The sequence below is a fragment of the Streptomyces sedi genome, assembly GCF_006335015.1.
GTDB lineage: Bacteria > Actinomycetota > Actinomycetes > Streptomycetales > Streptomycetaceae > Streptomyces > Streptomyces sedi.
Genome location: NZ_VDGT01000022.1, coordinates 25,901 through 52,280, shown reverse-complemented (window position 1 = coordinate 52,280; position 26,380 = coordinate 25,901). Strand labels below are relative to the sequence as shown.

General features: G+C 72.4%; 30 protein-coding genes. 19 read left to right on the top strand and 11 right to left on the bottom strand.

All coding sequences use genetic code 11. The annotated features are described in order from the left end of the window. Nucleotides 1-108 precede the first annotated feature (108 nt). The 7 genes from FH715_RS23685 (at nt 109) to serC (ending at nt 7,129) form a co-directional block, all read left to right on the top strand. On the top strand, nt 109-1,626 hold the full coding sequence (locus tag FH715_RS23685; protein WP_139648691.1) for an ATP-binding protein: 1,518 nt from the start codon (nt 109-111) through the stop codon (nt 1,624-1,626). Further along, a complete protein-coding gene (locus FH715_RS23680; RefSeq protein ID WP_139648689.1) occupies nt 1,623-2,081 on the top strand; it encodes a roadblock/LC7 domain-containing protein in 459 nt (152 codons plus the stop codon). Before FH715_RS23685 ends, FH715_RS23680 begins: the two co-directional genes overlap by 4 nt. Continuing rightward, nucleotides 2,078-2,434, top strand: a complete 357-nt coding sequence (locus FH715_RS23675) for a DUF742 domain-containing protein (protein WP_139648686.1) — start codon at nt 2,078-2,080, stop codon at nt 2,432-2,434. Before FH715_RS23680 ends, FH715_RS23675 begins: the two co-directional genes overlap by 4 nt. Further along, nucleotides 2,415-3,026 (top strand): GTP-binding protein, encoded by a 612-nt coding sequence (locus tag FH715_RS23670; RefSeq protein ID WP_139648685.1) that lies wholly within the window; start codon nt 2,415-2,417, stop codon nt 3,024-3,026. Before FH715_RS23675 ends, FH715_RS23670 begins: the two co-directional genes overlap by 20 nt. Continuing rightward, nucleotides 3,023-4,300: a cytochrome P450 gene (locus FH715_RS23665; RefSeq protein ID WP_139648683.1), complete on the top strand. Its 1,278-nt coding sequence runs from the start codon at nt 3,023-3,025 to the stop codon at nt 4,298-4,300. Before FH715_RS23670 ends, FH715_RS23665 begins: the two co-directional genes overlap by 4 nt. Further along, nucleotides 4,297-5,562: a cytochrome P450 family protein gene (locus tag FH715_RS23660; protein WP_139648681.1), complete on the top strand. Its 1,266-nt coding sequence runs from the start codon at nt 4,297-4,299 to the stop codon at nt 5,560-5,562. Before FH715_RS23665 ends, FH715_RS23660 begins: the two co-directional genes overlap by 4 nt. A 448-nt stretch (nt 5,563-6,010) precedes the next feature. Further along, nucleotides 6,011-7,129 (top strand): phosphoserine transaminase, encoded by a 1,119-nt coding sequence (serC, locus tag FH715_RS23655; RefSeq protein ID WP_139648679.1) that lies wholly within the window; start codon nt 6,011-6,013, stop codon nt 7,127-7,129. Between the two features lie 76 nt (nt 7,130-7,205). On the opposite strand, the gene FH715_RS23650 is transcribed toward serC, so the two are convergent. Genes FH715_RS23650 through FH715_RS23640 form a run of 3 tightly spaced genes read right to left on the bottom strand, consistent with a single transcriptional unit; the run spans nt 7,206 to nt 9,703 of the window. After that, on the bottom strand, nt 7,206-7,784 hold the full coding sequence (locus FH715_RS23650) for a Uma2 family endonuclease (protein WP_139648678.1): 579 nt from the start codon (nt 7,782-7,784) through the stop codon (nt 7,206-7,208). Between the two features lie 24 nt (nt 7,785-7,808). Next, the gene (locus tag FH715_RS23645; RefSeq protein ID WP_139648676.1) at nt 7,809-8,663 is read right to left on the bottom strand and encodes an ABC transporter permease; all 855 of its coding nucleotides are present in this window, start codon (nt 8,661-8,663) and stop codon (nt 7,809-7,811) included. After that, entirely contained in the window at nt 8,660-9,703 is a 1,044-nt protein-coding gene (locus tag FH715_RS23640) for an ATP-binding cassette domain-containing protein (RefSeq protein ID WP_139648674.1), read from the bottom strand. The genes FH715_RS23645 and FH715_RS23640 overlap by 4 nt, the downstream gene beginning before the upstream one ends. A gap of 153 nt (nt 9,704-9,856) precedes the next feature. Between FH715_RS23640 and FH715_RS23635 the strand changes: the two genes are divergently transcribed. Next, nucleotides 9,857-10,696 carry a TetR/AcrR family transcriptional regulator gene (locus FH715_RS23635; protein ID WP_139648672.1) on the top strand — a complete coding sequence of 280 codons (840 nt, stop codon included), beginning with the start codon at nt 9,857-9,859 and terminating at the stop codon, nt 10,694-10,696. Between the two features lie 7 nt (nt 10,697-10,703). On the opposite strand, the gene FH715_RS23630 is transcribed toward FH715_RS23635, so the two are convergent. Continuing rightward, complete coding sequence (locus FH715_RS23630; protein ID WP_246108929.1) at nt 10,704-11,759, bottom strand: esterase-like activity of phytase family protein; 1,056 nt, start codon at nt 11,757-11,759, stop codon at nt 10,704-10,706. 128 nt (nt 11,760-11,887) lie between these two features. Between FH715_RS23630 and FH715_RS28645 the strand changes: the two genes are divergently transcribed. Both FH715_RS28645 and FH715_RS23620 read left to right on the top strand, forming a co-directional pair. Next, nucleotides 11,888-12,745, top strand: a complete 858-nt coding sequence (locus tag FH715_RS28645; protein WP_211367756.1) for a hypothetical protein — start codon at nt 11,888-11,890, stop codon at nt 12,743-12,745. A 276-nt stretch (nt 12,746-13,021) separates the two neighbouring features. Beyond that, on the top strand, nt 13,022-13,531 hold the full coding sequence (locus tag FH715_RS23620) for a hypothetical protein (protein ID WP_139648670.1): 510 nt from the start codon (nt 13,022-13,024) through the stop codon (nt 13,529-13,531). Nucleotides 13,532-13,702: 171 nt separating this feature from the next. Here FH715_RS23620 and FH715_RS23615 read toward each other — a convergent pair whose 3' ends face one another. Then, nucleotides 13,703-14,542, bottom strand: coding sequence for an NAD(P)-dependent oxidoreductase (locus tag FH715_RS23615; RefSeq protein ID WP_139648668.1), 840 nt, complete (start codon nt 14,540-14,542; stop codon nt 13,703-13,705). 55 nt (nt 14,543-14,597) lie between these two features. Between FH715_RS23615 and FH715_RS23610 the strand changes: the two genes are divergently transcribed. Next, complete coding sequence (locus tag FH715_RS23610; RefSeq protein ID WP_139648665.1) at nt 14,598-14,957, top strand: MerR family transcriptional regulator; 360 nt, start codon at nt 14,598-14,600, stop codon at nt 14,955-14,957. An 85-nt stretch (nt 14,958-15,042) separates the two neighbouring features. Further along, nucleotides 15,043-16,041 (top strand): aldo/keto reductase, encoded by a 999-nt coding sequence (locus FH715_RS23605; RefSeq protein WP_139648664.1) that lies wholly within the window; start codon nt 15,043-15,045, stop codon nt 16,039-16,041. Between the two features lie 292 nt (nt 16,042-16,333). Here FH715_RS23605 and thpR read toward each other — a convergent pair whose 3' ends face one another. The 4 genes from thpR to FH715_RS23585 all read right to left on the bottom strand — a co-directional run bounded on the left by thpR (nt 16,334) and on the right by FH715_RS23585 (nt 20,158). Next, the gene (gene thpR, locus FH715_RS23600) at nt 16,334-16,903 is read right to left on the bottom strand and encodes an RNA 2',3'-cyclic phosphodiesterase (RefSeq protein ID WP_139648662.1); all 570 of its coding nucleotides are present in this window, start codon (nt 16,901-16,903) and stop codon (nt 16,334-16,336) included. Between the two features lie 65 nt (nt 16,904-16,968). Beyond that, a complete protein-coding gene (locus FH715_RS23595; RefSeq protein ID WP_211367752.1) occupies nt 16,969-18,144 on the bottom strand; it encodes a phosphotransferase family protein in 1,176 nt (391 codons plus the stop codon). Nucleotides 18,145-18,248: 104 nt separating this feature from the next. Next, on the bottom strand, nt 18,249-19,607 hold the full coding sequence (locus tag FH715_RS23590) for an MFS transporter (protein WP_139648660.1): 1,359 nt from the start codon (nt 19,605-19,607) through the stop codon (nt 18,249-18,251). 110 nt (nt 19,608-19,717) lie between these two features. Continuing rightward, entirely contained in the window at nt 19,718-20,158 is a 441-nt protein-coding gene (locus FH715_RS23585; RefSeq protein WP_139648658.1) for a MarR family winged helix-turn-helix transcriptional regulator, read from the bottom strand. Between the two features lie 201 nt (nt 20,159-20,359). Between FH715_RS23585 and FH715_RS23580 the strand changes: the two genes are divergently transcribed. Both FH715_RS23580 and FH715_RS23575 read left to right on the top strand, forming a co-directional pair. Continuing rightward, nucleotides 20,360-20,665: a DUF2530 domain-containing protein gene (locus FH715_RS23580; protein WP_139648656.1), complete on the top strand. Its 306-nt coding sequence runs from the start codon at nt 20,360-20,362 to the stop codon at nt 20,663-20,665. Nucleotides 20,666-20,699: 34 nt separating this feature from the next. Further along, the gene (locus tag FH715_RS23575) at nt 20,700-21,578 is read left to right on the top strand and encodes a phosphotransferase (RefSeq protein WP_139648654.1); all 879 of its coding nucleotides are present in this window, start codon (nt 20,700-20,702) and stop codon (nt 21,576-21,578) included. A 4-nt stretch (nt 21,579-21,582) separates the two neighbouring features. Here FH715_RS23575 and thrS read toward each other — a convergent pair whose 3' ends face one another. Next, the gene (thrS, locus tag FH715_RS23570; protein WP_139648652.1) at nt 21,583-22,848 is read right to left on the bottom strand and encodes a threonine--tRNA ligase; all 1,266 of its coding nucleotides are present in this window, start codon (nt 22,846-22,848) and stop codon (nt 21,583-21,585) included. Nucleotides 22,849-23,138: 290 nt separating this feature from the next. Between thrS and FH715_RS23565 the strand changes: the two genes are divergently transcribed. After that, entirely contained in the window at nt 23,139-23,333 is a 195-nt protein-coding gene (locus tag FH715_RS23565) for a hypothetical protein (protein WP_139648650.1), read from the top strand. A gap of 70 nt (nt 23,334-23,403) precedes the next feature. Here the strand turns inward: FH715_RS23565 and FH715_RS23560 are convergent, their stop codons facing one another. Then, the gene (locus FH715_RS23560) at nt 23,404-23,805 is read right to left on the bottom strand and encodes a hypothetical protein (RefSeq protein WP_211367751.1); all 402 of its coding nucleotides are present in this window, start codon (nt 23,803-23,805) and stop codon (nt 23,404-23,406) included. A 156-nt stretch (nt 23,806-23,961) separates the two neighbouring features. On the opposite strand from FH715_RS23560, the gene FH715_RS23555 reads away from it, so the two are divergent. The 4 genes from FH715_RS23555 (at nt 23,962) to bla (ending at nt 26,379) form a co-directional block, all read left to right on the top strand. Continuing rightward, the gene (locus FH715_RS23555; protein WP_139648648.1) at nt 23,962-24,813 is read left to right on the top strand and encodes a helix-turn-helix domain-containing protein; all 852 of its coding nucleotides are present in this window, start codon (nt 23,962-23,964) and stop codon (nt 24,811-24,813) included. 12 nt (nt 24,814-24,825) lie between these two features. Beyond that, the gene (locus FH715_RS23550; protein ID WP_139648646.1) at nt 24,826-25,029 is read left to right on the top strand and encodes a DUF397 domain-containing protein; all 204 of its coding nucleotides are present in this window, start codon (nt 24,826-24,828) and stop codon (nt 25,027-25,029) included. Beyond that, nucleotides 25,026-25,214 (top strand): DUF397 domain-containing protein, encoded by a 189-nt coding sequence (locus tag FH715_RS23545; RefSeq protein WP_139648643.1) that lies wholly within the window; start codon nt 25,026-25,028, stop codon nt 25,212-25,214. Before FH715_RS23550 ends, FH715_RS23545 begins: the two co-directional genes overlap by 4 nt. Before the next feature lie 163 nt (nt 25,215-25,377). Beyond that, a complete protein-coding gene (gene bla, locus FH715_RS23540) occupies nt 25,378-26,379 on the top strand; it encodes a class A beta-lactamase (RefSeq protein ID WP_139648641.1) in 1,002 nt (333 codons plus the stop codon). Nucleotide 26,380: the final 1 nt, after the last annotated feature.

Here is a 26,380-nt window from a genome sequence, read left to right as displayed (position 1 = left end):
GCGGAAAACACCCGCAATTCCGAAAAGCATGAGACCGTGGAGGGTCTCAACTCACCCTATAGTGTTGGCCAATTAACGCCCCCTGACGTCCCCCCGAGGTCCCGTTTCATGACAGCGCACACCCGGCCGGAACGCCCGAGGCCGCAGCGCCCGGCGAAGCGTCAGATGGTGCTCGCCCTGCTGATCACCCTGATGGTCACGGGTCTCACCTGGACCGTCGCCGTCTCGCTCGCCGACGACTCCGTGCGGACCCCCCTCGCGTGGGGCGCCGGAGCCGCCGCGCTCGCGCTCTGCGTCGCGGTGCCCTGGGCCGTGCACGGCCGGGCCGAAACCCGACGCCTCACCGCCGAGCTGGCCGAACGGCGGCACCGCCTCGACGACTTCGCCGACCAGGAGGTGCCCGCGCTCGTGGGCCGCCTGCGCGGCGGCGCGTCGACCGACACGGCGCTGGGCGCCGCACGCCCGGACAACAACGCCGAGGCCAAGGTGCTGCGCACCCTCGCCGAGGAGGTCGGCAGGGCCGAGGCGGGCAAGGCCGCCGCCCTGGCCGCCGGCGCCGGCGCAGCCGCCCGGCTCCAGGCACTGACCATCGGCATGTTGGCCGAGCTGCGGGACATGGAGCACCGGCACGGCGACGAGGACGTCCTCGGCGACCTGCTGCTGCTCGACCACCGCACCGCGCAGGCCGGCCGCCTCGCCGACAGCATCGCGGTGATCACCGGCGCCCGCTCCGGCCGACGCTGGTCCAAGCCCATCGTGATGGAGTCCATCATCCGCGGCGCCATGGGCCGCATCGGCGGCTACCAGCGGGTGCGTTCCCACTCCACGGTCAACGTCGCCGTCGCCGGCCACGCCGCCGAGGGCGTGATGCACGCGCTCGCCGAGCTGCTGGACAACGCGGCCAACTTCTCCCCGCCGACGGCCGAGGTGCACGTCTACGTCGAGGAGGTGCAGACCGGCGTCGTCATCACCGTCGAGGACAGCGGCCTCGTGATGAGCGACGTGGCGCTGCGCCGCGCCGAACGCGCCGTCTCCGCCAAGGAGCTGGACCTCAGCACGCTCTCCGGCACCCGGCTCGGCCTGGCCGTCGTCGGCCGGCTCGCCCGCAAGCACGGGCTGCGGATCTCCTTCCGCCCGTCCGCCAGGGGCGGCACCGGCGTGCTGATGGTGATCCCCCAGGAGCTGATCACCCGCCCCCGCTCCCCCGAGGAGTCGCCGAGCCGCGCCGCCCCCGCGAAGACCGCCCCGGCCGCCGCGCCCCTCCCCGCGCCGACCCCGGCGCCCGAGGTCGAGCGCCCCGCCCCGCCCGCGGCACCGGCCGCCGACGACCGCCCGCCGGCCACGCGCGAGCACTCCCCCGCGGACCCGACCGGCACCGACGAGCTGCCGCAGTTCGGCGAGAGCGGCCTGCCCAAGCGCCGCAGGGGCCGCACCCTGGCCAACGCCAACCGGCAGGAACGCGCCCGCCAGGACCGCGCCGCCCCCGCCCCCGCGCACTCGCCGGCCGAGTCCGCCGCCAGGTTCGGCGCGTTCCGTCAGGCCCTCCAGGGACGGGACCGCGCCACCGGCGACCAGACCGAACTCTCCCCCCGAGAAAAGTCCCACCCGGAGGAACACACCCCATGACCACATCATCCGCCGGGACCCGGCATCCCTCCCCGACAGCGACGGCGGACGAGCGGCTCAACTGGCTGCTGGAGCGGCTGCTTGACCGCACCCCGGGCGCCCGGCACGCGCTGGTGCTCTCCCGCGACGGGCTGAAGCTCTGCCGGACGCCCGAGCTCTCCGAGGACCAGGCCGACCAGCTCGCGGCGATCGCCGCCGGCATCCAGAGCCTCTCGCACGGCGCGTCCATCGAGTTCGGCGACGGCTCGGGCGGCGTGCGGCAGTCGATGACCGAGTTCTACGGCGGCATCCTCTTCATCGTCGAGGCCGGCGACGGCGCCCACCTGGCGATCGTCGCCGACCAGCACGCCGACGTCGGCGTCATCGGCCACAACATGAACGAGCTGGTCGAGCAGCTCGGCGAGTACCTCAGCGCCGCGCCACGCGAGCAGGGCGGCGGAGGCGGGACCCCGTGACCCGCCCGGGGCGCGACGAGGACCCCGACCGCCTGTACACCGTGACCCGGGGTCGCAGCCGGGCTTCGTCGGACGCGTTCGACCTGGTCACCCTCGTGGTGAGCGAGTCGGACGCGACGCCGGGGATGCAGTCGGAGCACAGCCGCATCCTGCGGATGTGCCAGTACCCGACGGCGGTGGTGGAGGTCTCGGCCGAGCTGAAGCTCCCGGTCACCGTCGTCCGCATCCTCCTCAGCGACCTGCTCGACTCGGGCCTGATCACGGCCCGGCATCCCCAGACGGCCGGTTCGGCCGCACACCTACCCGACTCGAATCTCCTTGAGCAGGTGCTCGTTGGACTCCGCAACCTCTGACCGCCCGGCCCACCGCACCCCACTCGGCAGGTCAGCCGACAACGGTCTGAAGATCGTGGTCGTCGGCGGCTTCGGCGTGGGCAAGACCACCATGGTGCGTTCCGTGAGCGACATCCGTCCGCTCAACACCGAGGAGGTGATGACGCGGGCCGGCGAGCAGGTCGACGACGTATCCGCCATCCAGGGGAAGACCTCCACCACGGTGGCGTTCGACTTCGGCCGGATAACGCTCAACGAGCGCACCGTGCTGTACCTCTTCGGCGCCCCCGGACAGGAACGTTTCTGGTTTCTGTGGGACCGGCTCTTCACCGGAACGCTGGGCGCCGTGGTCCTGGTGGACACCCGGCGGCTGGCCGACTCCTGGTACGCGATCGACCGCCTGGAACACCACGGCACGCCGTTCATCGTGGCCCGCAACGACTTCGGCGGCCCCCAGCACAGCGCCGAACAGGTGCGGGACGCGCTGGACCTCTCCGAGGACGTCCCCATGATCGACTGCGACGCCCGCTCCCGCCCCTCCAGCAAGAACGTGCTGATCACGCTCGTCGAGCACCTGCACGCCCTGTCCACCGCCCAGGAGAGCGCTCAGTGACCACCCCCGCGTCCCCCTCGTCCTCCCCCGCCGGCGCGCCCGGGCTCGCCCCGGACGCCGTGCCGCTCAGCGGCGAGCGCTTTCACACCGACCCCCACGAGCTGTACCGGGAGATGCGGCAGAAGCACGGGCCCGTCGTGCCGATCGTGCTGGCCGGCGACATCCCCGCCTGGCTGGTCATCGGCTACCGGGAGCTACACCAACTCCTCAGCGACTCCGAGCTGTTCACCCGCGACTCGGCGCTGTGGAACCAGTGGGAGAACATCCCCGACGACTGGCCGCTGCTGCCCATGGTCGGCAAGCAGCCGTCGATCCTCTACACCACGGGCGAGGCGCACACCCGGCGGGTCTCGGTCACCAACGACGCGCTGGAGGCCGTCGACCAGATCGAGCTGCGCCGCATCGTCGAGCGCCACGCCGACGCGCTGGTGGACCGGATCTGCGGGCAGGGTGAGGCCGAACTGATCGGGGACTACGCCAAGTTGCTGCCCGTCCTCGTGCTGGCCCAGCTCCTGGGCCTCCCCGAGGAGGACGGCCCGGCGCTCAGCCAGGCGATGCACGACCTGGTCGACGGCACGGAGAAGGCCATCGACGGGCAGCAGTACATGGTGGGCTCCATCGAGCGGCTGGTCGCCTCGCGGCGCGAACGGCCGGGGGCCGACGTGACCAGCCGCATGTTGGCGACGCCGCGGGGGCTCACCGACGAGGAGATCGTCTGGGACCTGATGGTCTCCATCACCTCCGGACACCAGCCGACCGCCGACTGGATCGGCAACACACTGCGGCTGATGCTCACCGACGACCGGTTCGCCGCCTCGTTCTTCGGCGGGCGCAACAGCGTCGCCGAGGCGATGCGCGAGGTGCTCTGGGAGGACGCACCAAGCCAGATCATCGCCGGTCGCTGGGCCAGCAGGGACACCAGGCTGGCGGACCGTCACATCAAGGCGGGCGACCTGATGGTGCTCGGTTTCCAGGGCGCCAACGACGACCCCCAGGTGCGCGTCCACCAGCACGGCGGGGCCGGCGGGATGACGGGTGGCAACAACGCTTTCTTCTCGTTCAGTCACGGGGAGCACCGTTGCCCGTTTCCGGCGGTGGAGATTGCGGAAGTCATCGCGAGGACCGGAATCGAGGTGATCCTCGACCGGCTCCCAGACATGGATCTTTCCGTTCCACCGGCATCGCTCGTCCGGCGGCCCTCACCCTGGCTGCGGGGCATGACAGTGCTGCCGGTGCGCTTCACGCCGACACCGGCACTAGGAGGCCAGAGATGACCTGTCCCGTACACCACGCGGCCGATTCCCCCCGCGCGGACACGATCGTGCTCGATCCGTTGGTCCGCGACCTGGCGGGTGAGGGGGAGGCGCTGCTGGCGGCGGGGCCCATAGCGCGCGTCGAACTCCCGGGCGGGGTGTCCGCGTTGGCGGTCACCCGACACGAAGAGGCCCGCCGGCTGCTGAACGACCCGCGGCTGGTGAAGGACGTCAACGCCTGGGGCGCCTGGCAGCGCGGCGAGATATCCGAGGAGTGGCCGCTGATAGGGCTGGCCGCTCCGCCTCGTTCCATGCTCACGGTGGACGGCCCCGAACACCGTCGCCTGCGCGCCAAGGTCGCGCAGGCGCTGACCCCCCGCCGGGTGCACCTGCTGAGGCCCGGCGTCGAACGCGTCACCGAGCGGCTGCTGGAGGGCCTCGCGGCCCAGCCGGCAGGCGAACCGGTCGACCTCAAGGCACACTTCTCCTACCCGCTGCCGATGGCGGTCGTCTGCGAGCTGATGGGCATCGACCCGGCCGACGAGCCGGAGCTGCGCAAGCTCTTCAACGAGTTCTTCAACACGCAGACGCCGCCCGCCCGCGTCCCGAAGATGCTCGCCGAACTGCGCGTCCTCTTCGAGAAGACCGTCGAGGCCAAGCGCGCCCACCCGGGCGACGACCTGACCAGCGCGCTGATCCTCGCGGACGACGGCGGCGAGCGGCTCACCGACGACGAGATCACCAACACCCTCCAGCTGGCGATCGCGGCCGGCCACGAGACCACCGTCGCGCTGCTGAACAACGCGGTGCGCGGGCTGCTCACCCACCCCGACCAGAAGGCGATGGTCCTCGGCGGCGAGGTGCCCTGGGAGAACGTGATCGAGGAGACCCTGCGCTACTCCTCTCCGACCTCCCACGTGCTGATCCGCTTCGCCACCGAGGACATAGAGGTCGGCGACACGGTGATCCCCAAGGGCGAGGGCCTGATCACCTCGTATGTGGCCATCGGCTGGGACGAGGAGCAACACGGCCCGACCGCCCGCCAGTTCGACATCACGCGGCCCACCCCGATACGGCACATCTCCTTCGGGCACGGGCCGCACGTCTGTCCCGGCGCCCCGCTGGCCCGCCTTGAGGCGGCGACCGCGCTGCCGGCGCTCTTCGAACGTTTCCCCGATCTGGCTCCCGCCGTCCCCGACGAGGCGCTGACGCGCCGGCCGAACGTCACGCAGAACGACCTGCGGGAGCTGCCGGTTCTGCTCCACGGGGCGCTTGGTCGCTGAGGCTCTTTTACGGACGGGTGCCGGTCTCGTCGTCACCTTTCCCCCGCCACCCAGCATTCGCGCCGTTCCCCGCGCCCCCAAGCCGCCCACCGCCGGTGAAGGGGCGCGGGGAACTGCGCGAGCAACCCACCACCGGGCCGAGGACGACCACCCACCCAAGCCACGCACACGAGTAGTCGACCGCGGCCCGCCACGGATGCACCGCGCAGTTCCCCGCGCCCCTCAAGGCCGGCCCCGGCTACGGTGGGCCCACGCCTGACCGACCACGCCAGCCCCCTCCAGGGGCGCGGGGAACTGCGCGAGCAACCCACCACCGGGCCGCACGCCGACAATTCCCTCGGACACCGAGGTCCGTAGTCGTTCCCCCAACCCCCGGCAAGGGGCTGGGCACCGTCTCACCCCCCGGACGAGGTGCCGACAGCCCCCGGAAGGGACTACGCTCCGGCTCGTGGCCGATATCGAGATTCCCGCTGAGATCAAGCCCGCCGACGGCCGGTTCGGATCGGGCCCCTCCAAGGTGCGCGTCGAGGCGCTGAACGCCCTGGCGGCGACCGGCGACTCCCTGCTCGGCACCTCCCATCGCAAGGCGCCGGTGAAGAGCCTGGTGCGCCGGGTGCGCGAGGGGGTGTCCTCGCTGCTGTCCCTCCCCGAGGGCTACGAGGTGGTGCTCGGCAACGGCGGCTCCACCGCGTTCTGGGACATCGCCACCCACGGCCTGATCGAGGCCAAGTCGCAGCACCTGTCGTTCGGCGAGTTCTCGGCCAAGTTCGCCAAGGCCGCCAGCAAGGCGCCCTGGCTGGACGAGCCCACGGTGATCACCGCCGACCCCGGCACCTTCGCCCAGCCGCGCGCCGAGCGCGGCGTCGACTCCTACGCGTTCACCCAGAACGAGACCTCCACCGGCGTCGCCGCCCCGATCAACCGGGTGGCGGGCGCGGACGAGGGCTCGCTGGTGCTGGTCGACGCGACCTCGGGGGCCGGCGGGCTGCCGGTGGACATCACCGAGACCGACGTCTACTACTTCGCGCCGCAGAAGTCCTTCGCCGCCGACGGCGGCCTGTGGATCGCGGCGTTCTCGCCGACCGCGCTGGAGCGGGTCGAGCGGGTCGCGGCCTCCGGCCGGCACATCCCGGAGTTCCTGTCGCTGCCCACGGCGGTCGACAACTCCCGCAAGGACCAGACGTACAACACCCCGGCCGTCGCCACGCTGTTCCTGCTGGCCGACCAGCTGGAGTGGATCAACGGCCAGGGCGGCCTGGACTGGGCCGTGGGCCGCACCGCCGACTCCTCGGCGCGGCTGTACTCCTGGGCGGAGAAGTCCGAGTTCGCCTCGCCGTTCGTCACCGACCCGGCGGCGCGTTCGCAGGTCGTCGGCACGATCGACTTCGCCGACGGCGTGGACGCCGCCAGGATCGCCGCCGTGCTGCGCGAGAACGGCGTGGTGGACACCGAGCCCTACCGCAAGCTCGGCCGCAACCAGCTGCGGATCGCGATGTACCCAGCGGTCACCCCGGACGACGTCGAGGCGCTGACCCACTGCGTCGACCACGTGGTCGAGCGCCTCTGACCCGAGCGTTCCCCCGTCCACGGCGGAGGCCCGGCGCCCCACACGGGGTGCCGGGCCTCCGCCATGGCGGCGACGGTCAGCGGACGTAGCGCTTGAGGATCTCGGTGTCGAGATCGATGCGCACCGGCTCCGGCAGCGACACCCGCTCCCCGAAGTCGAAGGTGTGGGTCTCGCGATAACGACCCCGCTCCGGTGAGGCGTGCACGGTGACCGTGGAGTCGTCCCGGTCGACGAGCAGATAGACCGGGACACCGACGGCGGCGTAGGCCGCCGGCTTCTCGACCCGGTCCCGTCGGTCGGTGTCCTGGTCGTAGGAGGTGATCTCGACCGCCATGGACACGCCCTCGGGATCGGCCCACTCGCCCTGCCCGGCGAAGTGCCCCACGGGCGCCAGCACCCCGTCGGGGCGGGCCCGGCCCTTGCGGTAGCTCTCCACGACCAACCCCTGCTCGGGGTGCAGGTCAAGGTCGGGACGCGCCTGGATGCACTGCCTGATCATCCACATGATGATGGCCCCGTGATCACCGTCGGGCAACTTCTTCACCTCGATACGCCCGTCAAGGAACTCCAGCGACACCGTCTCCGGAGCGGACCGGGCCAGCTCCTCGAAGTCCTCGACCGGCATCTGGGCGCCACGCAGGGTTCCGGATGTCATGGCCAGCCACCTCCTCCCCTCAGTTTAACGACCCAGCGCCTGGTAGCGCCGGACGGCGAGGGGGACGAAGACCGCCGTGATGACCAGCGGCCAGACGATCGACATCAGCAGCGCGTTCTGCTCGATCCAGCTGTCGCCGGCGGGCATCGGGTTGCCGAAGAGGTCGCGGATCGCGTTGGCCGTCGAGGAGACCGGGTTCCACATGGCGATGGCGCCCAGCCAGTCCGGCATCATCGAGGGCGGGGTGAAGACGCTGGAGATCATCCCGAAGGGGAAGGCCACGGCGAAGAGGTTGCCCGCCGCCTCCTGGTTCGGGGTGATCAGGCCGAGGAAGACGCCGATCCAGATCAGCGCGAAGCGCAGCAGCAGCAACAGCCCGAACGCGCCCAGCGTCGCCCACAGGCCACCGTCGGAGCGCCAGCCGATGACCAGCGCGATGACGGCCATCACCAGCAGGTCGAACGACGCCTGCACGACGTCGGAGACCCCGCGCCCGGTGACCACGGCCGAGGGCGCCATGGGCATGGAACGGAACCGGTCGGTGATTCCCCGCTCCTTCTCGATCACGACGGCCATCGCGGTGTTCATGAACCCGAACGCCATGGTCATCGCGAAGAGTCCGGGCATCGCGAACGACTTGTAGTCCGCGCCCTCGCCGACGTCCATGGCGCTGCCGAAGACATAGACGAAGAGCAGCACGGAGACGATCGGGAAGCCCAACTGCCAGGCGACCATGGACGGTTGCTTGGCGAGGTGGGTCAACTCGCGTCGGACGATGGTCAGGCAGTCGGTGACGGCCCAGTAGAGCTTCCGTTCCGCCCCGGTGTCGTCGAGGGCGAGCGGCGGGCCTGGCCGCTCGGGCGCCGTGCTGTCGCTCATGCGTGGGTCTCCTCACTCGGCTCCGCGGCGGACGGGGCGTCGGCCGGCCGCCGCTCTGTCGGGTCGCTCGTCTGCCGGCCGGGCGCCTCGGAGGCGTCGCCGCCGGTCAGGCGGAGGAACACCTCGTCCAGCGTGGGGCGGCGCAGCCCGATGTCCTCGACGGAGACGCCGCGTTCCTCCAGCTCGCGCGCCACGGCGGTCAGCGCGGCCACGCCGTCGGCCACCGGGGTGTGCACCCGCAGGGCCTCCTCGTCCTGCTCGGGGCCGACGCCCCTGGTCACCCTGGCCATGGTCTTGACCGTCCGCTCCAGGTCGGCGGGGTCGGTCAGCACCACCTCAAGCCGGTCGCCGCCGACGGCGCGCTTGAGGCCGGCGGGGGTGTCCTCGGTGATGTTGCGGCCCTGGTCGATGACCGCGATCCGGTCCGACAGCTTGTCGGCCTCGTCCAGGTAGTGCGTGGTCAGCAGCACCGTGGTCCCGCCGGCGGCCAGGGAACGCACGGCGTCCCACACCTCGCTGCGCCCGCGCGGGTCCAGCCCGGTGGTCGGCTCGTCGAGGAAGAGCACCTGGGGGGCCAGGATCATGCTGGCCGCCAGGTCCAGCCGGCGGCGCATCCCGCCGCTGAACCCCTTGACCTGCTTGTCGGCCGCCTCCGTCAGGCTGAACTGCGCCAGCAGCTCCTCCGCCCGCCGCCACGCGGTGGCGTGGTCGAGGTGGTAGAGGCGGCCGAACATCCTGAGGTTCTGCCGGGCGCTGAGGATCTCGTCCACCGCGGCGTTCTGGCCGGTCAGACCGATCCGCCGGCGCACCCGCGCGGGCTCGGCCCGCACGTCGACGCCCGCCACCTCCGCGCGGCCCCCGTCGGCGCGCAGCAGCGTCGACAGGATCCGCACCGAGGTGGTCTTGCCGGCGCCGTTGGGCCCGAGCAGACCCAGCACCGTCCCGCGGCGGACGGCCAGGTCGAGCCCGTCGAGGGCGACCTTGTCCCCGTAGCGCTTGCGCAGCCCCTCCGCCACGACCGAGTAGTCGGACGACCCCATGCCTTTCTCCCCTCCCGCCGCGCGTCCGTTCCGGGACGCCGGCGACCGACTTCGCATTCGAGCGACATAACTGGGTACGCCGTACTGAGTACGACGTACCCAATGTAGCGTACGTTGTACTCGGTTCGTCGAGCGGTTTTAGGATGGTGCGCGATGACATCGGAGATCGAGCAGAGCCATGCCGCCATCAGCCGCAGCCTTGAGCTGCTGTGGCGAGGGCGTGGCCAGCGCAGTCGCGGACCGAAGCCCGGGTTGTCGCTGGACGCGATCGTCTCCGCCGCCGTCCGGCTGGCCGACCGCGAGGGGCTCGCCGCGCTCTCGATGCGCAGGGTCGCCGCGGAGCTGGGCGTGGGCACGATGTCGCTGTACCGCTATGTGCCGGCCAAGACCGAGCTGCTGTACCTGATGCTCGACCACGTCTCGGCGCCGAACGAACCGGACGAGGCGGAGATCGCCGGCGAGAGCTGGCTCACCCGCCTGGAGCGGACCGGGCGCGAGACCTACCAGCTCTATGTGGACCACCCCTGGCTGCTCCAGGTCAACCAGTCGCGGCCGGTGCTGGGCCCCAACTCCATGCTCGGCCTGGAGTACAGCCTCGCGACGCTGGACGGCCTCAGCCTCACGGACCCGGAGAAGATCCAGGTCATCGTCACCCTCGACTCCTATGTCACCGGCACCGCCCGCCACTACGCGCTGCTGCGGCAGGCCCACGAGGAGACCGGGATCTCGGACGAGGAGTTCTGGGCGGCGCAGGGCCCCGCGATCGAGGAGGCGATGAGGGAGTACTCGTTCCCTCACCTGATGAGGCTGAGCGGTGAGGCGTTCTCGATGTCGCAGCAGTCGATGCTCGACTTCGGACTGGAACGGGTACTCGACGGCATCGCCTCCTTCGTCGCCGCCTGCCAGGAGTCCCGGCCTGACGGCCCCCCGGAGACCGGGCAGGACCACGACTGCGGACCGGAGGACGGCGCCACCGCCGGCGCCGGCCGGTGAGGCCCGGCTACCTCCCCTTCGTCGGCAGGCGCCGCGACGCCAGCACCGCGACCGCGCCGACCACCAGCAGCGCGACGACCGCGTTGCCGCTCATGCCACCCTCGTCGTCCTTCCCGCCGTCGCCGCCCCCGCCGGCGGCATCCTCGCCCTCGTCGGTCCCGGTCTCCCCCTCCTCCCGCGCGGCGTCCTCGGCCGCGACACTCTCCGGCAGCAGCTCCCCCTCCAACTCCACCGGCTCGACCGGGCTGCTGGGGCCCTCCGAGCCGAACATCACATACCGTCCCCCCGTGGCGAAGGTCAGCGACTCCCCCTGCCGTTGAAGCGGGACCCGCACCCGCCGCTCCAACCGCTGGGGCTGCCCGTCCTCGCCCCACGCGTACATCCGCGCCGCGAAGTAGCCCCGCAGCAGCAACCTGCTGCCGTCCGGCGAGAACGCCCCGTCCGTCACCTCCAACTCGATGTCGGCCACCCGCTCGAAGACGTTAACGCCCGCCTCTGACAATTCCTCGGGACCCGCGTAGAGGCCGCCCTCGCCGTCCCCGTTCTTGCTGGCGATGTAGACCCTGCCCGTCTCCGGATGGACCATCAGCGCCTCGGCGTTGCGCGGCCCGTCCGCGTACTGGACGGTGTGGACGGTCGGCGTCACCGTCGCGTCGGCCAACTCCGCCGGCTCGGGCAGCCGGTAGATCCACACCTCGTCCCACGCGCCGTCGAAGTTGTCCCCGATGTCCGCGACATAGAGGTCGCCGTCGGGGCCCAGCGAGATCGCCTCGACGTCCCTCGCCGTCACGCCGGCCAGGTCGACGGTGGCCACCGTCTCGCCCGTGGTGCCGTCCACGGCGAAGATCCGGGCGGCGTCGTCGCTGTCGTTGTGCGTCCAGTAGACGTCCGGGTGGACCGAACTCGCCGCCAGCCCACTGGACTCGGTCAGCCGCTCGTCGGTGAGCGTGAACTCCTCGGGCGCCTCGTCCCGTTCCGTCTCCGCCACGGCCGGCGGCGCGGCGATCCACACCCCCGCCACCAGGCAGGGAACGACCAGCAGGCGCGAGATCCAGGTGGGCATGGCTCCAAGAGTGCCATCCCGCGCGCGCGGGCCGCCGGGCCAGTCGTCCCGTTCCCGGGGCCTCGCCGGACGAACCAGGTGACGCCGACCATTGCGCCGCGCTTGACTGCTTTCTAGTCTCGGTGTCCATGAGCGGATACGGACCGCCCGGTTACGGGCAGCAGCCCGGCCAGGGGCAGCCAGGCCAGGGCCAACAGCCCGGCTACGGATACCCCGGCCAGGGACAGCCCTCGGGCCCACCCACACCACAGCAACCCGGCTACGGCCAGCAGCCGCAGCAGCCCTACGGTCAGCCCCAGGGGCAACCGCAGGCGCCCGGCCAGCAGCCGCCGGCCTACGGACAGCCGCAGGCACCCGGCCAGCAGCCCGGCTACGGATACCCCGGCCAGGGGCAGCAGCAGCCGCCCGCCTACGGCCGGCCCCCGGGGCAACAGCAGCCCCCCTACGGCCAGCAGCCCGGCCAGGGCCAGCAGCCGCCGGCCTGGAACACCCCCGGCCCGCCGATACCGCCGTCGAACTCCGGCACCGCGCTGGGGCGTCAGCTGCACATCATCGGATTCGTCGGCTCGGGTCTCGCGGTCGTCGCGTCGTTCCTCGCCTGGGTCACGGTCGACGGCGACCTGGTCCAGGACAACGCGGGCGCGCGGGGCACCTCGGGTGACGGCATGTGGACGCTGATCCTCGGCATCGTCGCCGCCATCCTCTTCGGCGCGGCCCTGGCTGCCAAGAAGCCCGTGCTGAACGCGGCAGCCGCGCTTCCCGGGCTGGCGATCCTGGTCTTCGGCGCGCTCAACCTCGCCAACCTGGAGCGGCTCGCCCGCGCCGACGCGGAGGACGACCTGGGCTCGATCCCGGACGCGCAGTGGGACCAGCTCGCCTCGCAGGTCGACTTCAGCGCCGGCGCCGGGCTCTACCTGACGCTCACCGCCGGCACGTGCGTCCTGGTCGCCGGCATCCTGTCGGCCACCCAACTGCGCAAGAAGTAACTACGCGAGAGGTAAAGGCAGTTACGGCGCCGTCGGGGGGCGCGCGGCTCAACTCCCCTTTTCCATAAGGGAGTAACGAGCCGACGAGGGGGGAACCATAGGGGGCAGTCGCTCGTTGCACGGGCGTGCGAGTCATTCGGGTCGAAGCGGAACGCGGACTCCGAATGAAAACATTCTCGGTGGATGGATAAATTTACGCGAAGAAAAGGGCGGCATAAACCGCCTATCGGACAAGCGGGTTGCAGGGGAAGAGCCCGCTTCCTAGCGTCTGCCGGCATGAGTGCATATGGACAACAGCAGCCCGGCCCCTACTCCCCGCCCCCGGCGGCCCCGGCCGTTCCGGCCCTTCCGCAGCAGCTTCACATCGCCGGCCTGGTCGGCGGCGCGCTGGCCGCGCTCGGCTCGCTCGTCGCCTGGGCGAGCGTCGAGATCCAGGGCGAGAGCGAGAGCGTGAAGGGCCACGAGGTCGACGGCCTCTGGACCCTCCTGCTCAGCCTCGCCGTCATCGGCCTCTTCGGCGCCGGGATGGCCACCAAGAAGACCGTGCTCAGCGCTGCCGCCGCGGCACCGGCCGTGCTGGTGCTGATCTTCGCCGCGCTCAACTTCCTCGACCCCGAGCGCTCGGTCCGCGCCAAGCTGGAGGACGAAGGCGCCCCTTCCGAGCAGCTTGACGCCCTCGTCGAGCAGTTCGAGATCTCGGCAGGCTTCGGTCTCTACCTCGTGCTGATCGGCGCCCTCGGTGCCATCGTCGCCGGCGCCATCGCGGCCACCAAGCTGAAGAAGTGAGCCCCTGCCGACATCCGTTGGCAGAACCGAACAGAACAAGGCACAACCAAGCGGGAACACGCCCCGACGGACAGCACGTTCGCCGGGCGCGTTCCACGGTCGGTCATCACGGATGTGATGGCCGGCTTTCGCTTTTCCGGCCTCTTTCCGGGCCCCCGCCGGAGACCACGCCTACGGCGCGGCGAGGCGGGTGAAGCCCTCCGCCCCGTGGCCGGCGTCGACGGCCCGTCGCACGGCGGCGCGTCCGGCGGCGAGCATCGCGTCGTCCAGGCCGTTGGCCCGGATCGTGTCGAGGACGTCGTCCAGGACCGAGGCCGACGAGTCGAGCGACGACTCGTCGCCGGGGAAGCGGCCGGCGGCCACGTGCTCGGCGACCGCGTCGACCATCCCGGGCAGCAGGCCGCTCATGACCTGCGCGTAGCCGTTGAGTTCCCCCGGTGCGATGCCCTCGGCGGAGGCCAGCCGAAACGCGTGGACCACGCCGAACATCGAGGTCCAGAAGAAGTCGAGCAGCGCCATGTTGAACCCGGCCGCGCGCCCCGGGTCCTCGCCGACGTGCGTCGGCTTCCCGCCGAGCGCGGCCAGCGTCGCCTCGTGGGCGGCGTGCACCTCGGCCGGCCCGCCGTACAGCACGACCGCGTCCGGGCCGCCGACCGGCGTCATGATCACGCCGTCGAGATAGGCGATGCCGTGCTCCTCGGCCCAGCGGGCCGTGTCGCGTGCCTGCTCCGGCGAGCCGCCGGTGAGGTTCACCAGGGTGCGCCCGCGCAGCGCCTCGGGGTCGAGCACCGACCGCGCCGCCTCGTAGTTGATCACGCAGACGACGACCAGCGGGCTGGCGGCCGACGCCTCGGCGGCGGTCGTGGCGACGGCGGCGTCGAGGCCGTCCGCCTTCCCCGGGGTGCGGTTCCAGACGGTGACGGGGTGGCCGGCGGCGGCGAAGGCGGCGGCCAGGGCGCGGCCCATCGGCCCCAGCCCCAGGACGGTGACGGGGGTGGCTGTGGAAGTCATGCCGGGTAACGTAAAGCTTGACGTTGACGTGAGAGTCAAGCCGACGGAGGCGGACATGCGCATCGGAGAGCTCGCGCGGCGGACCGGCGTCAGCGAGCGGGCGCTGCGCTACTACGAGGAGCAGGGCCTGCTGCGCCCGGAGCGGCTACCGAGCGGCTACCGCGTGTACACGGAGCTGGATGTCGCGGCGGTCCGCCGGGTCCGCCTCCTGCTCGCTGCCGGCCTGAGCACCGCGCAGATCAACGAGGCCCTGCCGTGCATGGTCGACGAGGACGAGCTGTTGCAGCCGAAGTGCTCCGGGCTGGTGGACGCGTTGGCGGCGCACCGGGACCGGATCGAGGAGGCGATCGGCGAACTGGAGTCGACCCGTGCCAACCTGAACGCGCTGATCGGCCGCGCGCGCCCGGTGGGGTGAACCGTCCGGGGCACCGGACCTCAACGGCCCGCCGGCCGGCAGTGCCTCTTGCTTCGAGCGCACTCCAGGGCGTTGGCTTGCCCCCATGAAGTACACACAGCTGGGACGCACGGGGCTCAGGGTCAGCCGACTGGTCCTGGGGACGATGAACTTCGGCCCGCTCGCCGACGAGGCGACGAGCCACTCGATCATGGACACCGCGCTGGACGCGGGCGTCAACTTCTTCGACACCGCGAACGTCTACGGCTGGGGCGAGAACAAGGGCCGCACCGAGGAGATCCTCGGGACCTGGTTCGCCAAGGGCGGCGACCGGCGCGACAAGGTCGTCCTGGCCACCAAGGTGTACGGCAACATGGCGGGCGACGGCCAGCCCGCCTGGCCCAACCACGACAAGCTCTCGGCGCTCAACATCCGCCGGGCCGTGGACGCGAGCCTCCGTCGGCTCCAGACCGACCACATCGACCTGTACCAGTTCCACCACGTGGACCGGAACACGCCGTGGGAGGAGATCTGGCAGGCCGTCGACGTGCTGGTGCAGCAGGGGAAGATCCTCTACGCCGGCTCGTCGAACTTCGCCGGCTGGCACATCTCGCGCGCCAACGAGGCGGCGGCGCGGCGTGGTTCGCTGGGCCTGGTGAGCGAGCAGTGCCTCTACAACCTGGCCGAGCGCAGGGCCGAGATGGAGGTCATCCCGTCGGCGGAGACCTACGGCCTGGGCGTGATCCCGTGGTCCCCGCTCCAGGGCGGGCTGCTGGGCGGCGCCATCCGCAAGGAGCGGGAGGGCGGCGCCTCGCGCAGCTCCGGCGGGCGCGCGGCCGACGCGCTGGCGGACAGCGCCTTCCGGGCGAAGGTCCAGGAGTACGAGGACCTGTTGGCCAAGCACGGCATCGAGCCCGGTGAGGCGGCGCTGGCGTGGCTGCTGACCAGGCCGGGCGTGACCGGTCCGATCGTCGGGCCGCGCACCGCCGAGCACCTGGGGTCGGCGCTGCGCGCGGTGGAGCTGGAGCTGAGCGAGGAGATCCTCGCCGAGCTGGACCGGATCTTCCCCGGCCCCGGCGCCTCGCCGGAGGCCTTCGCCTGGTGACCGATTCCTGGTGACCGACGCCTGGTGACCGGCGTCTGGTGACCGGAGTCTGACGACCGGCGTCTGGTGACCGACGCCTGGCGGCACAAGTCTGGCGGCCCGTCGTCGCCTCGTGGCCCGTCGCCCGGATGCTCCCGGGTCGGCGGGCCCCTTCGTTCCCGACCCCGGCGAGCGGGCCCGGGTCAGCCGCCGAGGGCCGCGGCCACGGCGACCACGACGAGCATCAGGACGAGGGCGGCACTGACGATGCGTGCTCTGGTCTTCGCGTTCACATCCCCACGGTACGCCGGGCTCACGCACGTTCGTTCGCCGCTCCCAGCTGCCGGGTGTCCAGGACGCGGTAGCCGGTGCTGCCGCCCGGGTGGTCCTCGGCGCCCATCAGCACCAGCGAGGACGCCGTCCACCGCCGCCCCTCGAAGGCGGCGAGGGCGGCCAGCGGTCGGTCCAGGTCGCGGCCGGGACCCCGGCCGCGGGCCACGGTGAGGTGGGGGCGGTAGGCGCCGTGCGGCGTCCCGCCGGGGGTGCCGGCGGCGCGGCCGGCCACCGCACTCGCGGCGGCCAACCGGTGCAGCGGCTCCAGGTCGCCCTCCACGCCGGCCCACAGGTGACGCCGCCCGAACGTGCCCGCGCCGACCAGCCGCGCGGTGAACGGCTCGACGCTTCGCGCCGCCCGCGCCAGGCCGTCGCCGAGCGCCGTCAGCTGGTACTCCTCCGTCTCGCCGTAGAAGGCGAGGGTGACGTGCCAGCCGGCACGCGGGGCCCAGCGCGGCCAGTCCGTCGTCCGGTCATGCAACGGGGCGACGGCGTCGGCGAGTTGGTCGAGCGCCTCGGACGGCGGAAGCAGCGCGGAGAAGGTCCTCATGGCGGCTCATGCTAGGTCGGGGACGGGCGCGGTGGAGGGGTGGGGAGTTTTTTCGGCACTCAGGGTTACTTTTCGCCCCGGGGTTCGTTACTCTGTGTGTCGTGTTCGTCGCGTGGGGTGCGCGGCGCCGAGGGAGAGGGGGCTGCCCGATGGGCGACCGAGTGGGGAGCGGGACGGTCGGCGCGTGGGTCCGGGGAGCGGGGATGGCCCGGGCGTGGCTGGGACGGTTCGCGCGCCGCGCACTGATCCGGCTCGCCCGGGGCGGACACGCCTCCGGGCAGTGCCCGACGCCCGAGCCCGAGCAGTCGTCGCACCTCGGGGCGGCGGAGGAGTTCCACACACCAGACGAAGTGGCCGTCCTCGCCGGTCGAGGAGTAGATCGTGGCGGTGACCAGCGAGTACGCGGCCCGGTAGGTGAGCAGCGCCTCCCTGGGGTGCCCGAGGCGTTCGGCCATGGCGGCCAGCAGCGCCTCGTCGTGGGTGCGGGCCTCGGGCCCGTACATGTCGTAGAAGCCGGCGGCGGTGGCGGCGTCGAAGGCGTTGTCGCCGGCCGTGCTGAGGAAGCCCCAGTCCAGCAGCCCGACGACCGTGCCGCCGCGGTCGACCAGGATGTTGGGCGGGCAGATGTCCCCGTGCACCACGGCGGGGCCGGCCTGCGCGGGCAGGGAGCGCAGCCGCGCCAGCACCGCGTCGCGCGCGGCGTCCAGCTCGGGCAGCGCGCGGGCGAGCGCGGGGCGGCCCGCCTCGGTGCGGCGCTCGACGAGCGCGGCCAGCGCCTCGGGCCAGGTGGCGTGGCCCGCCCAGAGCGGCTCGGTCTCGCCGGGCGCGGGCAGGGCGCGGGCGGCCGGGCCGGCCGTGGTCGCGCCGAGCGCGGCCACCGCCTCGACGAAGGCGGCGTGCCCCGCCTCGGGGGCGAGGAAGTCGGCCTCGCTCAGCGGGGTGCCGACCATTTCGCGTTCCACGGTCACCACGACGCCCCGGTGCTCCTGCACGGCCACCGGCTCGGGTGTGGCGAACGGCAGCCCCTGGGCGGCCACTTCGCTGTGGAAGGCGGCGAGCCGCCGCGCGTCGGCCGCCGTTCGCCCGCCGTGCCAGACCTTGCCGACCAGCCCGTCGGCCAGCCGGTGGACGGTGCCCTCCATGCCTTGCCCGAGCAGGGCGAGGGGCCGGTGCCCCAGCGCGGTCAGCGTCTCGACCGGGGTCGGGCGTGGTTCGGCCTGGGTGGTGTCCGGGGTGGGCACGGTGTCCGTTCCTCTCGGGGGCGGGCGCCAAGGGGTCGGCGGCTCGGCGCCGGCCGCGCCGGTGAAGGCGTTCCCGGCCGGCGCCGTGTCGCCGGGGGCGTGGGTCAGCCGACGGAGCGGATGGCCGCACCCGCCGGGGCGGTCACCTCTTCCGGATCGCGCGGCACCAGGGCGAAGCCCCGGCTGCCGGCCCGCAGGCTGATGCGCAGCCGCAGCCCGCCGATCCTGGCGAGGATCAGGGCCACGCCGACGGCCGCGGCCAGGCAGACCAGGCCGCCGCTGATCAGCCCCACCCGGGCACCGAACTCGTCGCTGAGCCAGCCGACCAGAGGTCCGCCGATGGGGGTGCCGCCGACGAAGACCATCATGAAGAGGCTGATGACCCGGCCCCGCATCGCCGGGTCACTGGATATCTGGATGGTCGAGTTGGCGGTCACCTGGAAGGTCATTCCGGCCAGCCCGATCAGCGGCATCAGCACGGCGAAGACGACGAAGTTCGGCGCCGCCGAGGCCACCACCAGCAGAGAGGAGAAGACGGCCGCCGCCCCCACGGTGAACCGCGTCCGGTTGCTGCCGCGCCGGGCCGCCAGCAGGGCGCCGACGACCGAGCCCGCGGCCATCAGCGAGTTGAGCAGGCCGAAGGTGCCGGCACCCGAAGCGAAGACCTGGTCGGTGAAGGCGACCAGCCAGATCGCGAAGTTGTAGCCGAAGGTTCCGATGAAGCCGACCAGCACGATCATCCACAGCAGGTCCGGCCGCCCGCCGACGTAGCGCAGCCCGTCACGCAGCTGGCCGCGCCCGCGCGGCACCCGCTCGGCCGGGTTCAGCTCGGAGGTGCGCATCATCAGCAGCCCGATGATCGGTGCGATGAAGGAGAGTCCGTTCGCGAGAAACGCCCACGCGCCGCCCACGGCGGCGATCATGACGCCGGCCACCGCGGGGCCGATGAGCCGGGCCGACTGGAAGTTCGCCGAGTTCAGGGAGACCGCGTTGCGCAGCAGGCGCGGACCGACCATGTCGGAGACGAAGGTCTGTCGGGCCGGGTTGTCGACCACCGTCACCAGGCCGACGAGAAACGCCAGGACATAGACGTGGTAGACGTTCACCACGTCGGTGAAGGTCAGCGCCGCCAGCGTGAGGCCGGTGAGGCCGAGCGCGACCTGGGTGCCGATGAGCAGCTTGCGCTTGTCGACGCGGTCGGCGAGGACGCCGCCGTAGAGGCCGAAGAGCAGCATCGGCAGGAACTGGAGCGCGAGGGTGATGCCGACGGCGGCGGCGGAGTCCGTGAGTTCGTGGACCAGCCAGTCCTGGGCGATGCGCTGCATCCAGGTGCCGATGTTGGATATCGCGTTGCCGAAGAAGTGGATGCGGTAGTTGCGCACCCGGAAGGAGCTGAAGGTGGACACTTTGTCGGTTGCGGTCAGGGATGCGGGTGCGGAGCCTGCTCCGGGTCCCGGACTCAAGGGAGACTCTCCTTAGTACGTTCTCGTGCTGGTCGTGCTGGTCGTGCTGGTCGTGCCTGTGGTGCCTGTGGTGCCTGTGGTGTGGTTTCGGGGGTGGTGGCGCGAGGGCGCTACAAGTGGGCGAGCTTGTGGAGCACGGGGGCCGCGGCGCGCAGCGCGTCCCACTCCTCCTCGGTCAGCTCGTCGGCGAGCCCGGTCAGCCAGGCGTTCCGCTGCTCGCGGCTGGCGGCGAGCATCTCCTCCGCCGCGTCGGTGGCGGCCACCAGCTTCTGCCGGCGGTCCTCCGGGTGCGGCTGGAGGGCGACCAGCCCTCGTTCCTGCAACAACGACAGGATGCGGGTCATCGACGGGGGCTGCACATGCTCCTTGCGGGCCAGCTCCCCCGGGGTCATCGCGCCGCAGCGGGCGAGCGTGCCGAGGGCGGACAGCTCGGCGAGGCTGAGCGTGCGGTCGACGGAGAGGTGGCGCAGCCGTCGGGACAGCCGCAGCACCCCGACACGCAACGTGTTGACCGCCTCGGCGTCCTCCGGGCCGTCCATCGCGTGAGGCATCCACACCACCGTTCGCTCATTAGCTTGCCTAACGAAATATAGGACGATCGGAGGGCCCTGTACATTCCTGTGACCCACCGGAGTGAGCAACCGCACGACGTCCCCGCGCCCCCGCCCGCGCCCCGGCGCACTTCCGCGTGCCCCAGGACCCGGGGGTACGCTGAGCCGGCGGACGGTTCACTGACAGGGGAGGCTGGCGCGATGCGCTGGGGCGATCTGGCGGACGGCAAGCGAGAGGCACCCGAGCCGCTTGAGGGCGACCCGGTGCGCACGGTGCTCGTCGGCACCCTCGTCTGGGCCGCGCTCTTCGTCGTCCAACTCCCCTTCTACGGCTGGTTCGACGACCACGACCGCCTCTGGTGGCTCTGGACCTGCGCCGCCGGCGCCGGGCTCGGACTGATCGGCCTCTGGTACGTCCGCGCCCGCGACGCCGCCATCCGCCGCGCGGCCGAGTCCGAGCCCGCGAGCGGAGCCGGGGCCCCGCGGATGACCGAGCCCGAGGACTGACGCCGGCCCGCGGTGCCGGAGAAGGGCGGTCGGGGTGGCCGACACGCTGGCGGCGCTCGCGGCGCACGCCCTCGGGGTGGTCGCCGAGAGCGGAGGCGGCCCGCTGGAGTCCCGTTCCGGGGCCTGGGTCGGCCGGGTGCGGACATCCGACGGCGCCCCGGCGTTTCTGAAGGTCGCCCCCGGCGGCCCCGAAGCCCGCCGCGAGCTGCGCTTCTATCGGGAGATCGCCCCCGTCGTCCCGGTGCGGGTCCCGCCGCTGCTCGACTGCTGGGAGAACGGGAACGGGGTCGCCCTGCTCCTCGGGTTCGCCGGGGCGCCGCGCCCCGCCGCCGACTGGACGCCGGAGCAGTGGGCGGCGCTCGGCGCCGAACTGGCCGCGCTGCACGCCGTGGAGCCGCCGGCCGAGGGCTGGGAGCGGCCCGACCCGCTGCTCGCCGCGCTGGCCGACCCCGACCTCCGGGCCGTCGAGGCGTTCTGGGCGGAGGCCCTGCCCGAGCTGCCCGAGCTGCTGGCCGCCGTCGACGTCTTCCGCCACCGGATGGCCGCGCCGCTCGGGGCACCGGTCTTCGGGCACGGCGACTGCCACACGGAGAACCTGCCGCACACCGACGGCGCCCTCGTCTTCTGCGACTGGCAGGCGGCCGGAGTCGGCCGGCCCGTCTCCGACCTGGCGTTTCCGAGCGTCCGGGCCACCCCGGGCGGCACCGTGGTGCCCCGGACGTTGCTCGACGGCTATCTGGCGCACCGCGCCGGGGACGAGACGGCCTGGGAACGGGCGCTGGTGGCCGAGGAGTTGGCGACCTTCCTGTGGCTGTGGCCGCCGTTCGCCGCGTTCAACTCCCCTGAGGGCGTCGCGCGGGTGCGGCGCCGGGCCGGGGCGCTGGCGGAGCGCTTTCTGGCGCCCGCCGGCTGACCGTTCACGCCGGCGCGTTCTCCTCGACGACCGGAGCCGGTTCCCACAGCGCGGTGGAGTGCGCCGCCACCAGCGCCGACACCCGTTCCAGCACTTCCTCCGCCGGGAGCGGCGGCAGCCGGCGGCCGTCGCGCAGGCGGACGGCGACGAGTCCTTCCGCGGCCTCCGCCGGGCCGATGACCAGCTGGTACGGCACCAGCCTCGCCTCCCGGACGCGGGCGCCGAGGGTGCCGCGCTCCGGGTCGGCCACCACGGCCCGCAGGTCGCGGCCGAGGCCCCGGCGCGCCAACTCCTCGGCGGCCGACCGCTCCGCCTCGGTCACCGGCAGGATCGCCAGCTGTACCGGCGCGAACCACGCGGGGAACGCGCCGGCGTGCACCTCGATCAGATGCGCCACCGCGCGCTCCACGCTCCCCACGATGCTGCGGTGCACCATCACCGGCCGGTGCCGCGCCCCGTCGGCGCCGACGTAGCGCAGGTCGAAGCGTTCCGGCAGGTGGAAGTCGACCTGCACGGTCGACAGGCTGGTCTCCCGCCCCAGGTCGTCGACCACCTGCACGTCGATCTTCGGCCCGTAGAACGCCGCCTCGCCCTCGTCCTCCTCGTACGGCAGCCCCGCTTCGTCCAGCGCCTCCCGCAGCAGCGCGGTGGAGCGGCGCCACAGCTCCGGGTCGTCGACGTACTTCCCGCCCGGGCCCGGCAGCGACAGGCGGTAGCGGGCCGGGGCGACGCCCAGCGCGCGGTGGGCGCGGCGGATCAGCTCCAGGGCCTCGCGCACCTCGCCGGCCACCTGCTCCAACGCGCAGAACACATGCGCGTCGTTGAGCTGGATCGCCCGCACCCGGCTGAGCCCGCCCAGCACCCCGGACCGCTCGGAGCGGTACATCCCGCCCAGCTCCGCCATGCGCAGGGGAAGTTCGCGGTAGCTGCGGGAACGGGAACGGTAGATCAACGCGTGGTGGGGACAGAGGCTCGGCCGCAGCACCAGCTGCTCGTCGCCGACGTCCATCGGCGGGAACATGTCGTCCCTGTAGTGCGCCCAGTGCCCCGAGATCTCGTACAGCTCGCGCTTGCCGAGCACCGGCGAGGCGACGTGCAGATAGCCGGCGCGGCGTTCGACGGCGTGCAGGTACTCGGCCAGCGCGTGCCGCACGGCCGCGCCGTCCGGCAGCCAGTAGGGCAGCCCGGCGCCGATCAGCGGGTCGGTGTCGAAGAGGCCCAGCTCACGGCCGAGCCTGCGGTGGTCGTTGACGGCGGGGGTGGTACTCACGGTGGTCTCCTCGGTCTCTCGGGAGGACGGAAACCACGGGCGGGTGACCACGCGACGAAGCCCCGGGCCACTGGCCCGGGGCTTCGCAACGAACAACGGTCAGCGCGCCGGGACCCACTCCGGCGTCGTCGTCATGGCGGCACGCTGCATGACAGCTACGGTAGCGCGAGTCCGGAGCCGAGCGCCGCCGGTTTTCCCTCGTCGAGCGGTACGCGGACCCGCGTGAGGTCTTCCGCACGCTCCGCGCGGATCTGGAGTGGGACGGCGGGCCGCGCGCCGCCGCCGGGAGGGTGCTGGCGGCGCTGTGTGATCCGGCCGGTGCGGGCGCGGAGTTGGCGGCCTACGCGGTCGAGGCGTTGCGCGCCGGCGGGGTGCCGCGCGGGGACCGGCTGGCCATGCCGCTGCGGGCGCTGGCCGAGGAGACGGACCTGGAGCTGACGGCCGAGCAGGCCGCCGTCCTGCGGGAAGCGGCGCCGAGCGCCTGAGGCGTCCGCGCCTCTCCGGGGAGCGGCGTGCGCCCCCGCCCACGCCGTGTCCCCCGTCAGCGGAGCCGCTTCAACGGGGCGCCCGCCCCGCGACCGCCTCCGCGTCCCCTTCCCCTTCCCGTTCCCCTTCCCCGAGGTGTGGGCCGGGCCCGGGCCGGACGGTGGCCGTGGGCGGAGGGACGACGTCGGCCTCCGGCTCCGGGTCGGCCCAGACGACGCGGGCGCTGACCTCGGGCACCCGCTGGAACGGCAGCAGCACCCGGTCCAGGGTCCGCAGCCGCATGACGCGCCGCCCGTCGTCGCTGACGACGTCGAACCTGCCGTCCTCCTGCCGCATCCCCCACGCCGCCACCACGGCGTCCTCGTCCTCGCCGAAGACCTGCACCACCGCGAAGAGGCGCGGGCGCTGGCTCAACGCCAGTTCCCGCACCTCCGCGTCGAAGTCGACGCCCAGCTCGTCCCAGATCCGCATGTCCCGTTCTCCTTCGCCGAGTTGCTCTGGAGACAGGATGCTAGACGCTTACGTAAGCGGACAACATCACTCGAACGTGTGAATTCATTTCTCGCGCCGCGCACCTAAGATCGATCCAGGTCGGCACAACCGGCGTGATGTGAGGGGGCGTTATCCATGGCCAGTACTTCGGCGCAGCTGCGGCGACTCGGCGCGGAGCTTCGCAAGCTGCGGGAGCTCAGCGGGCGGACACAGGGTGATCTGGGGCAGGTGGTGGGGCGCACCCACGCCAGCGTGGTGAACTGGGAGCGCGGCAAGACGAAGATCGGCAAGTCCGATCTGGCCTGCCTGCTCGCGGAGTTGCGCGCGCCCGCCGAGGTGCGCAAGGGGCTGGAGGAGCTGCGGGTCGCGGCGAACCAGGGCCGCTCGCCCTGGGCGACCTACGGGCTGCCCGACTGGCTGCGACCGCTCGTCAGCTTCGAGGAGGACGCGGTCGAGGTGCAGACGTTCGAGCCGGTGCTGGTGCCCGGGCTGCTCCAGACCGAGGACTACGCGCTGGCCATTCACGAGGCCGGGCGGCACAAGGTGGACCCGGAGTTCGTGGAGCGGTGGGTGGCCGCCCGGATGCGTCGCCAGCTGCGGCTGGTCGACCACCGGCCGCTGCGGCTGCACGCGGTGATCCCGGAGACCACGCTCGGCCTGGCGGTCGGCGGTCCGCAGGTGTTCAAGCAGCAGCTGGCCAAGCTGCACGAGTTCTCCACGAAGGAGAACGTCACGATCCAGGTGCTGCCCACCGACCGCAGCGGCTTTGGTGGGGCGACGAGCAACTTCCTGACGTTGCACTTCGAGGACCCCGCGCAGGACTCTCCGTTGGGATGCTTCGACAGTCCGTTGGGCGGCTATATGATCAGCGACGAAGGCGATGTGGCGACGTTGGTCGCGATGTTCGACGATCTGAGCCAGTTGGCACTCTCGCCGAAGGATTCCACGGAGCTGCTCGCCAAGGCCCTTGCCGAGCAACCTGGATAAGGCACCCCTGTGATGAACGGAACGCCCCGGACCCCCTGGCGGACCTCCTCCTACAGCGACGCGGGCGGCAACTGCGTGCAGATCGCCGAGCTGACGGACGACACCATCGCCATCCGCGACAGCAAAACCCCCGACACCCCCCACCTCCACTTCCCCCGCACCCAACTCACCACCTGGCTCGGAACCCTCAAGCGGACGGAGGCGCCCCACGGATGAACGGAACGCCCCGGACCCCCTGGCGGACCTCCTCCTACAGCAACGCGGGCGGCGAGTGCGTGCAGATCGCCGAGCTGACGGACGACACCATCGCCATCCGCGACAGCAAAACCCCCGACACCCCCCACCTCCACTTCCCCCGCACCCAACTCACCACCTGGCTCGGAACCCTCAAGCGGTCCTGAACGCCACGCGAAACCCCCCTGCACGACCCGGCCCCGGGCGCCTCACGCGCCCGGGGCCGGCTGGTTGTCGCAGGTCGAAGGTACGGTGAGGAGAGATCGACGCGCCGCCGCAGGGCAGGGGGACCGAGCCGGCCGTCGCCGCGCGACACATGGGAGGGAACGGATGAGGCTGTCGGGACGCGGGGGACGCCCCGGGCGGGTCGTGGTCGCCGGGGTCGCGGTGCTGGGGCTGCTGGGCACGCTCGCCGCGTGCGGGACGGAGGAGGACGAGCCGGCGGTCGAGTCGGGCACGGCCGACCCGCGCCCGCCCGAGCCGCCGGGTGAGGCCGAGTTGGCCGAGGCCGCCGAGGAGTTCGAGGCGCTGGAGGACGAGTTCGACGCGCGGCTCGGGGTGTACGCCCTGGACACCGGCTCGGGCGGGGAGATCGCCCACCGGGACGACGAACGGTTCGCCTACGCCTCCACGTTCAAGGCGCTGCTGGTCGGCGCCGTGCTCGACGCGCACGGGACGGACGGCATCGAGGAGGTGGTCGACTACACGGAGGACGAGCTGGTCGACTACTCGCCCGTGACGGAGAACTTCGTCGACTCCGGCATGAGCCTCAGCCAGCTGAGCGCCGCCACCCTCTGGTACAGCGACAACACGGCGGCCAACCTGCTGCTGGACGCGGTCGGCGGCCCCGACGGCCTCCAGGAGGCACTGCGGGAGATGGGCGACGACACCACGGAGGTGTCGCGGTACGAGCCCGAGCTGAACGAGGCGACACCCGGCGACACCCGCGACACCAGCACCCCGCGCGCGATGGCCGACGACCTGCGGGCGCTGCTGTTGGAGGACGCGCTGGGCGAGCGGGAGCGCCACCTGTTGCGGCAGTGGATGGAGACCAACACCACCGGCGGCACCCTGGTGGAGGCCGGGCTGCCGGCCGAGTGGACGGTGGCGGACAAGAGCGGCAGCGCCGGCTACGGCGGGCGCAACGACATCGCCGTGGTCTGGCCGGACGACGGGGGCGACCCGATCGTGCTGGCCGTGCTCTCCAGCCGCGACGAGGAGGACGCCGAGCGTGACGACGCGTTGGTCGCGCGGGCGGCGACGGTGGCGGTCACCGCCCTGGGGCGGCTGGACCCGGCAGACTCGGACCCGCGGGTGGACGCCGGCGACTGAC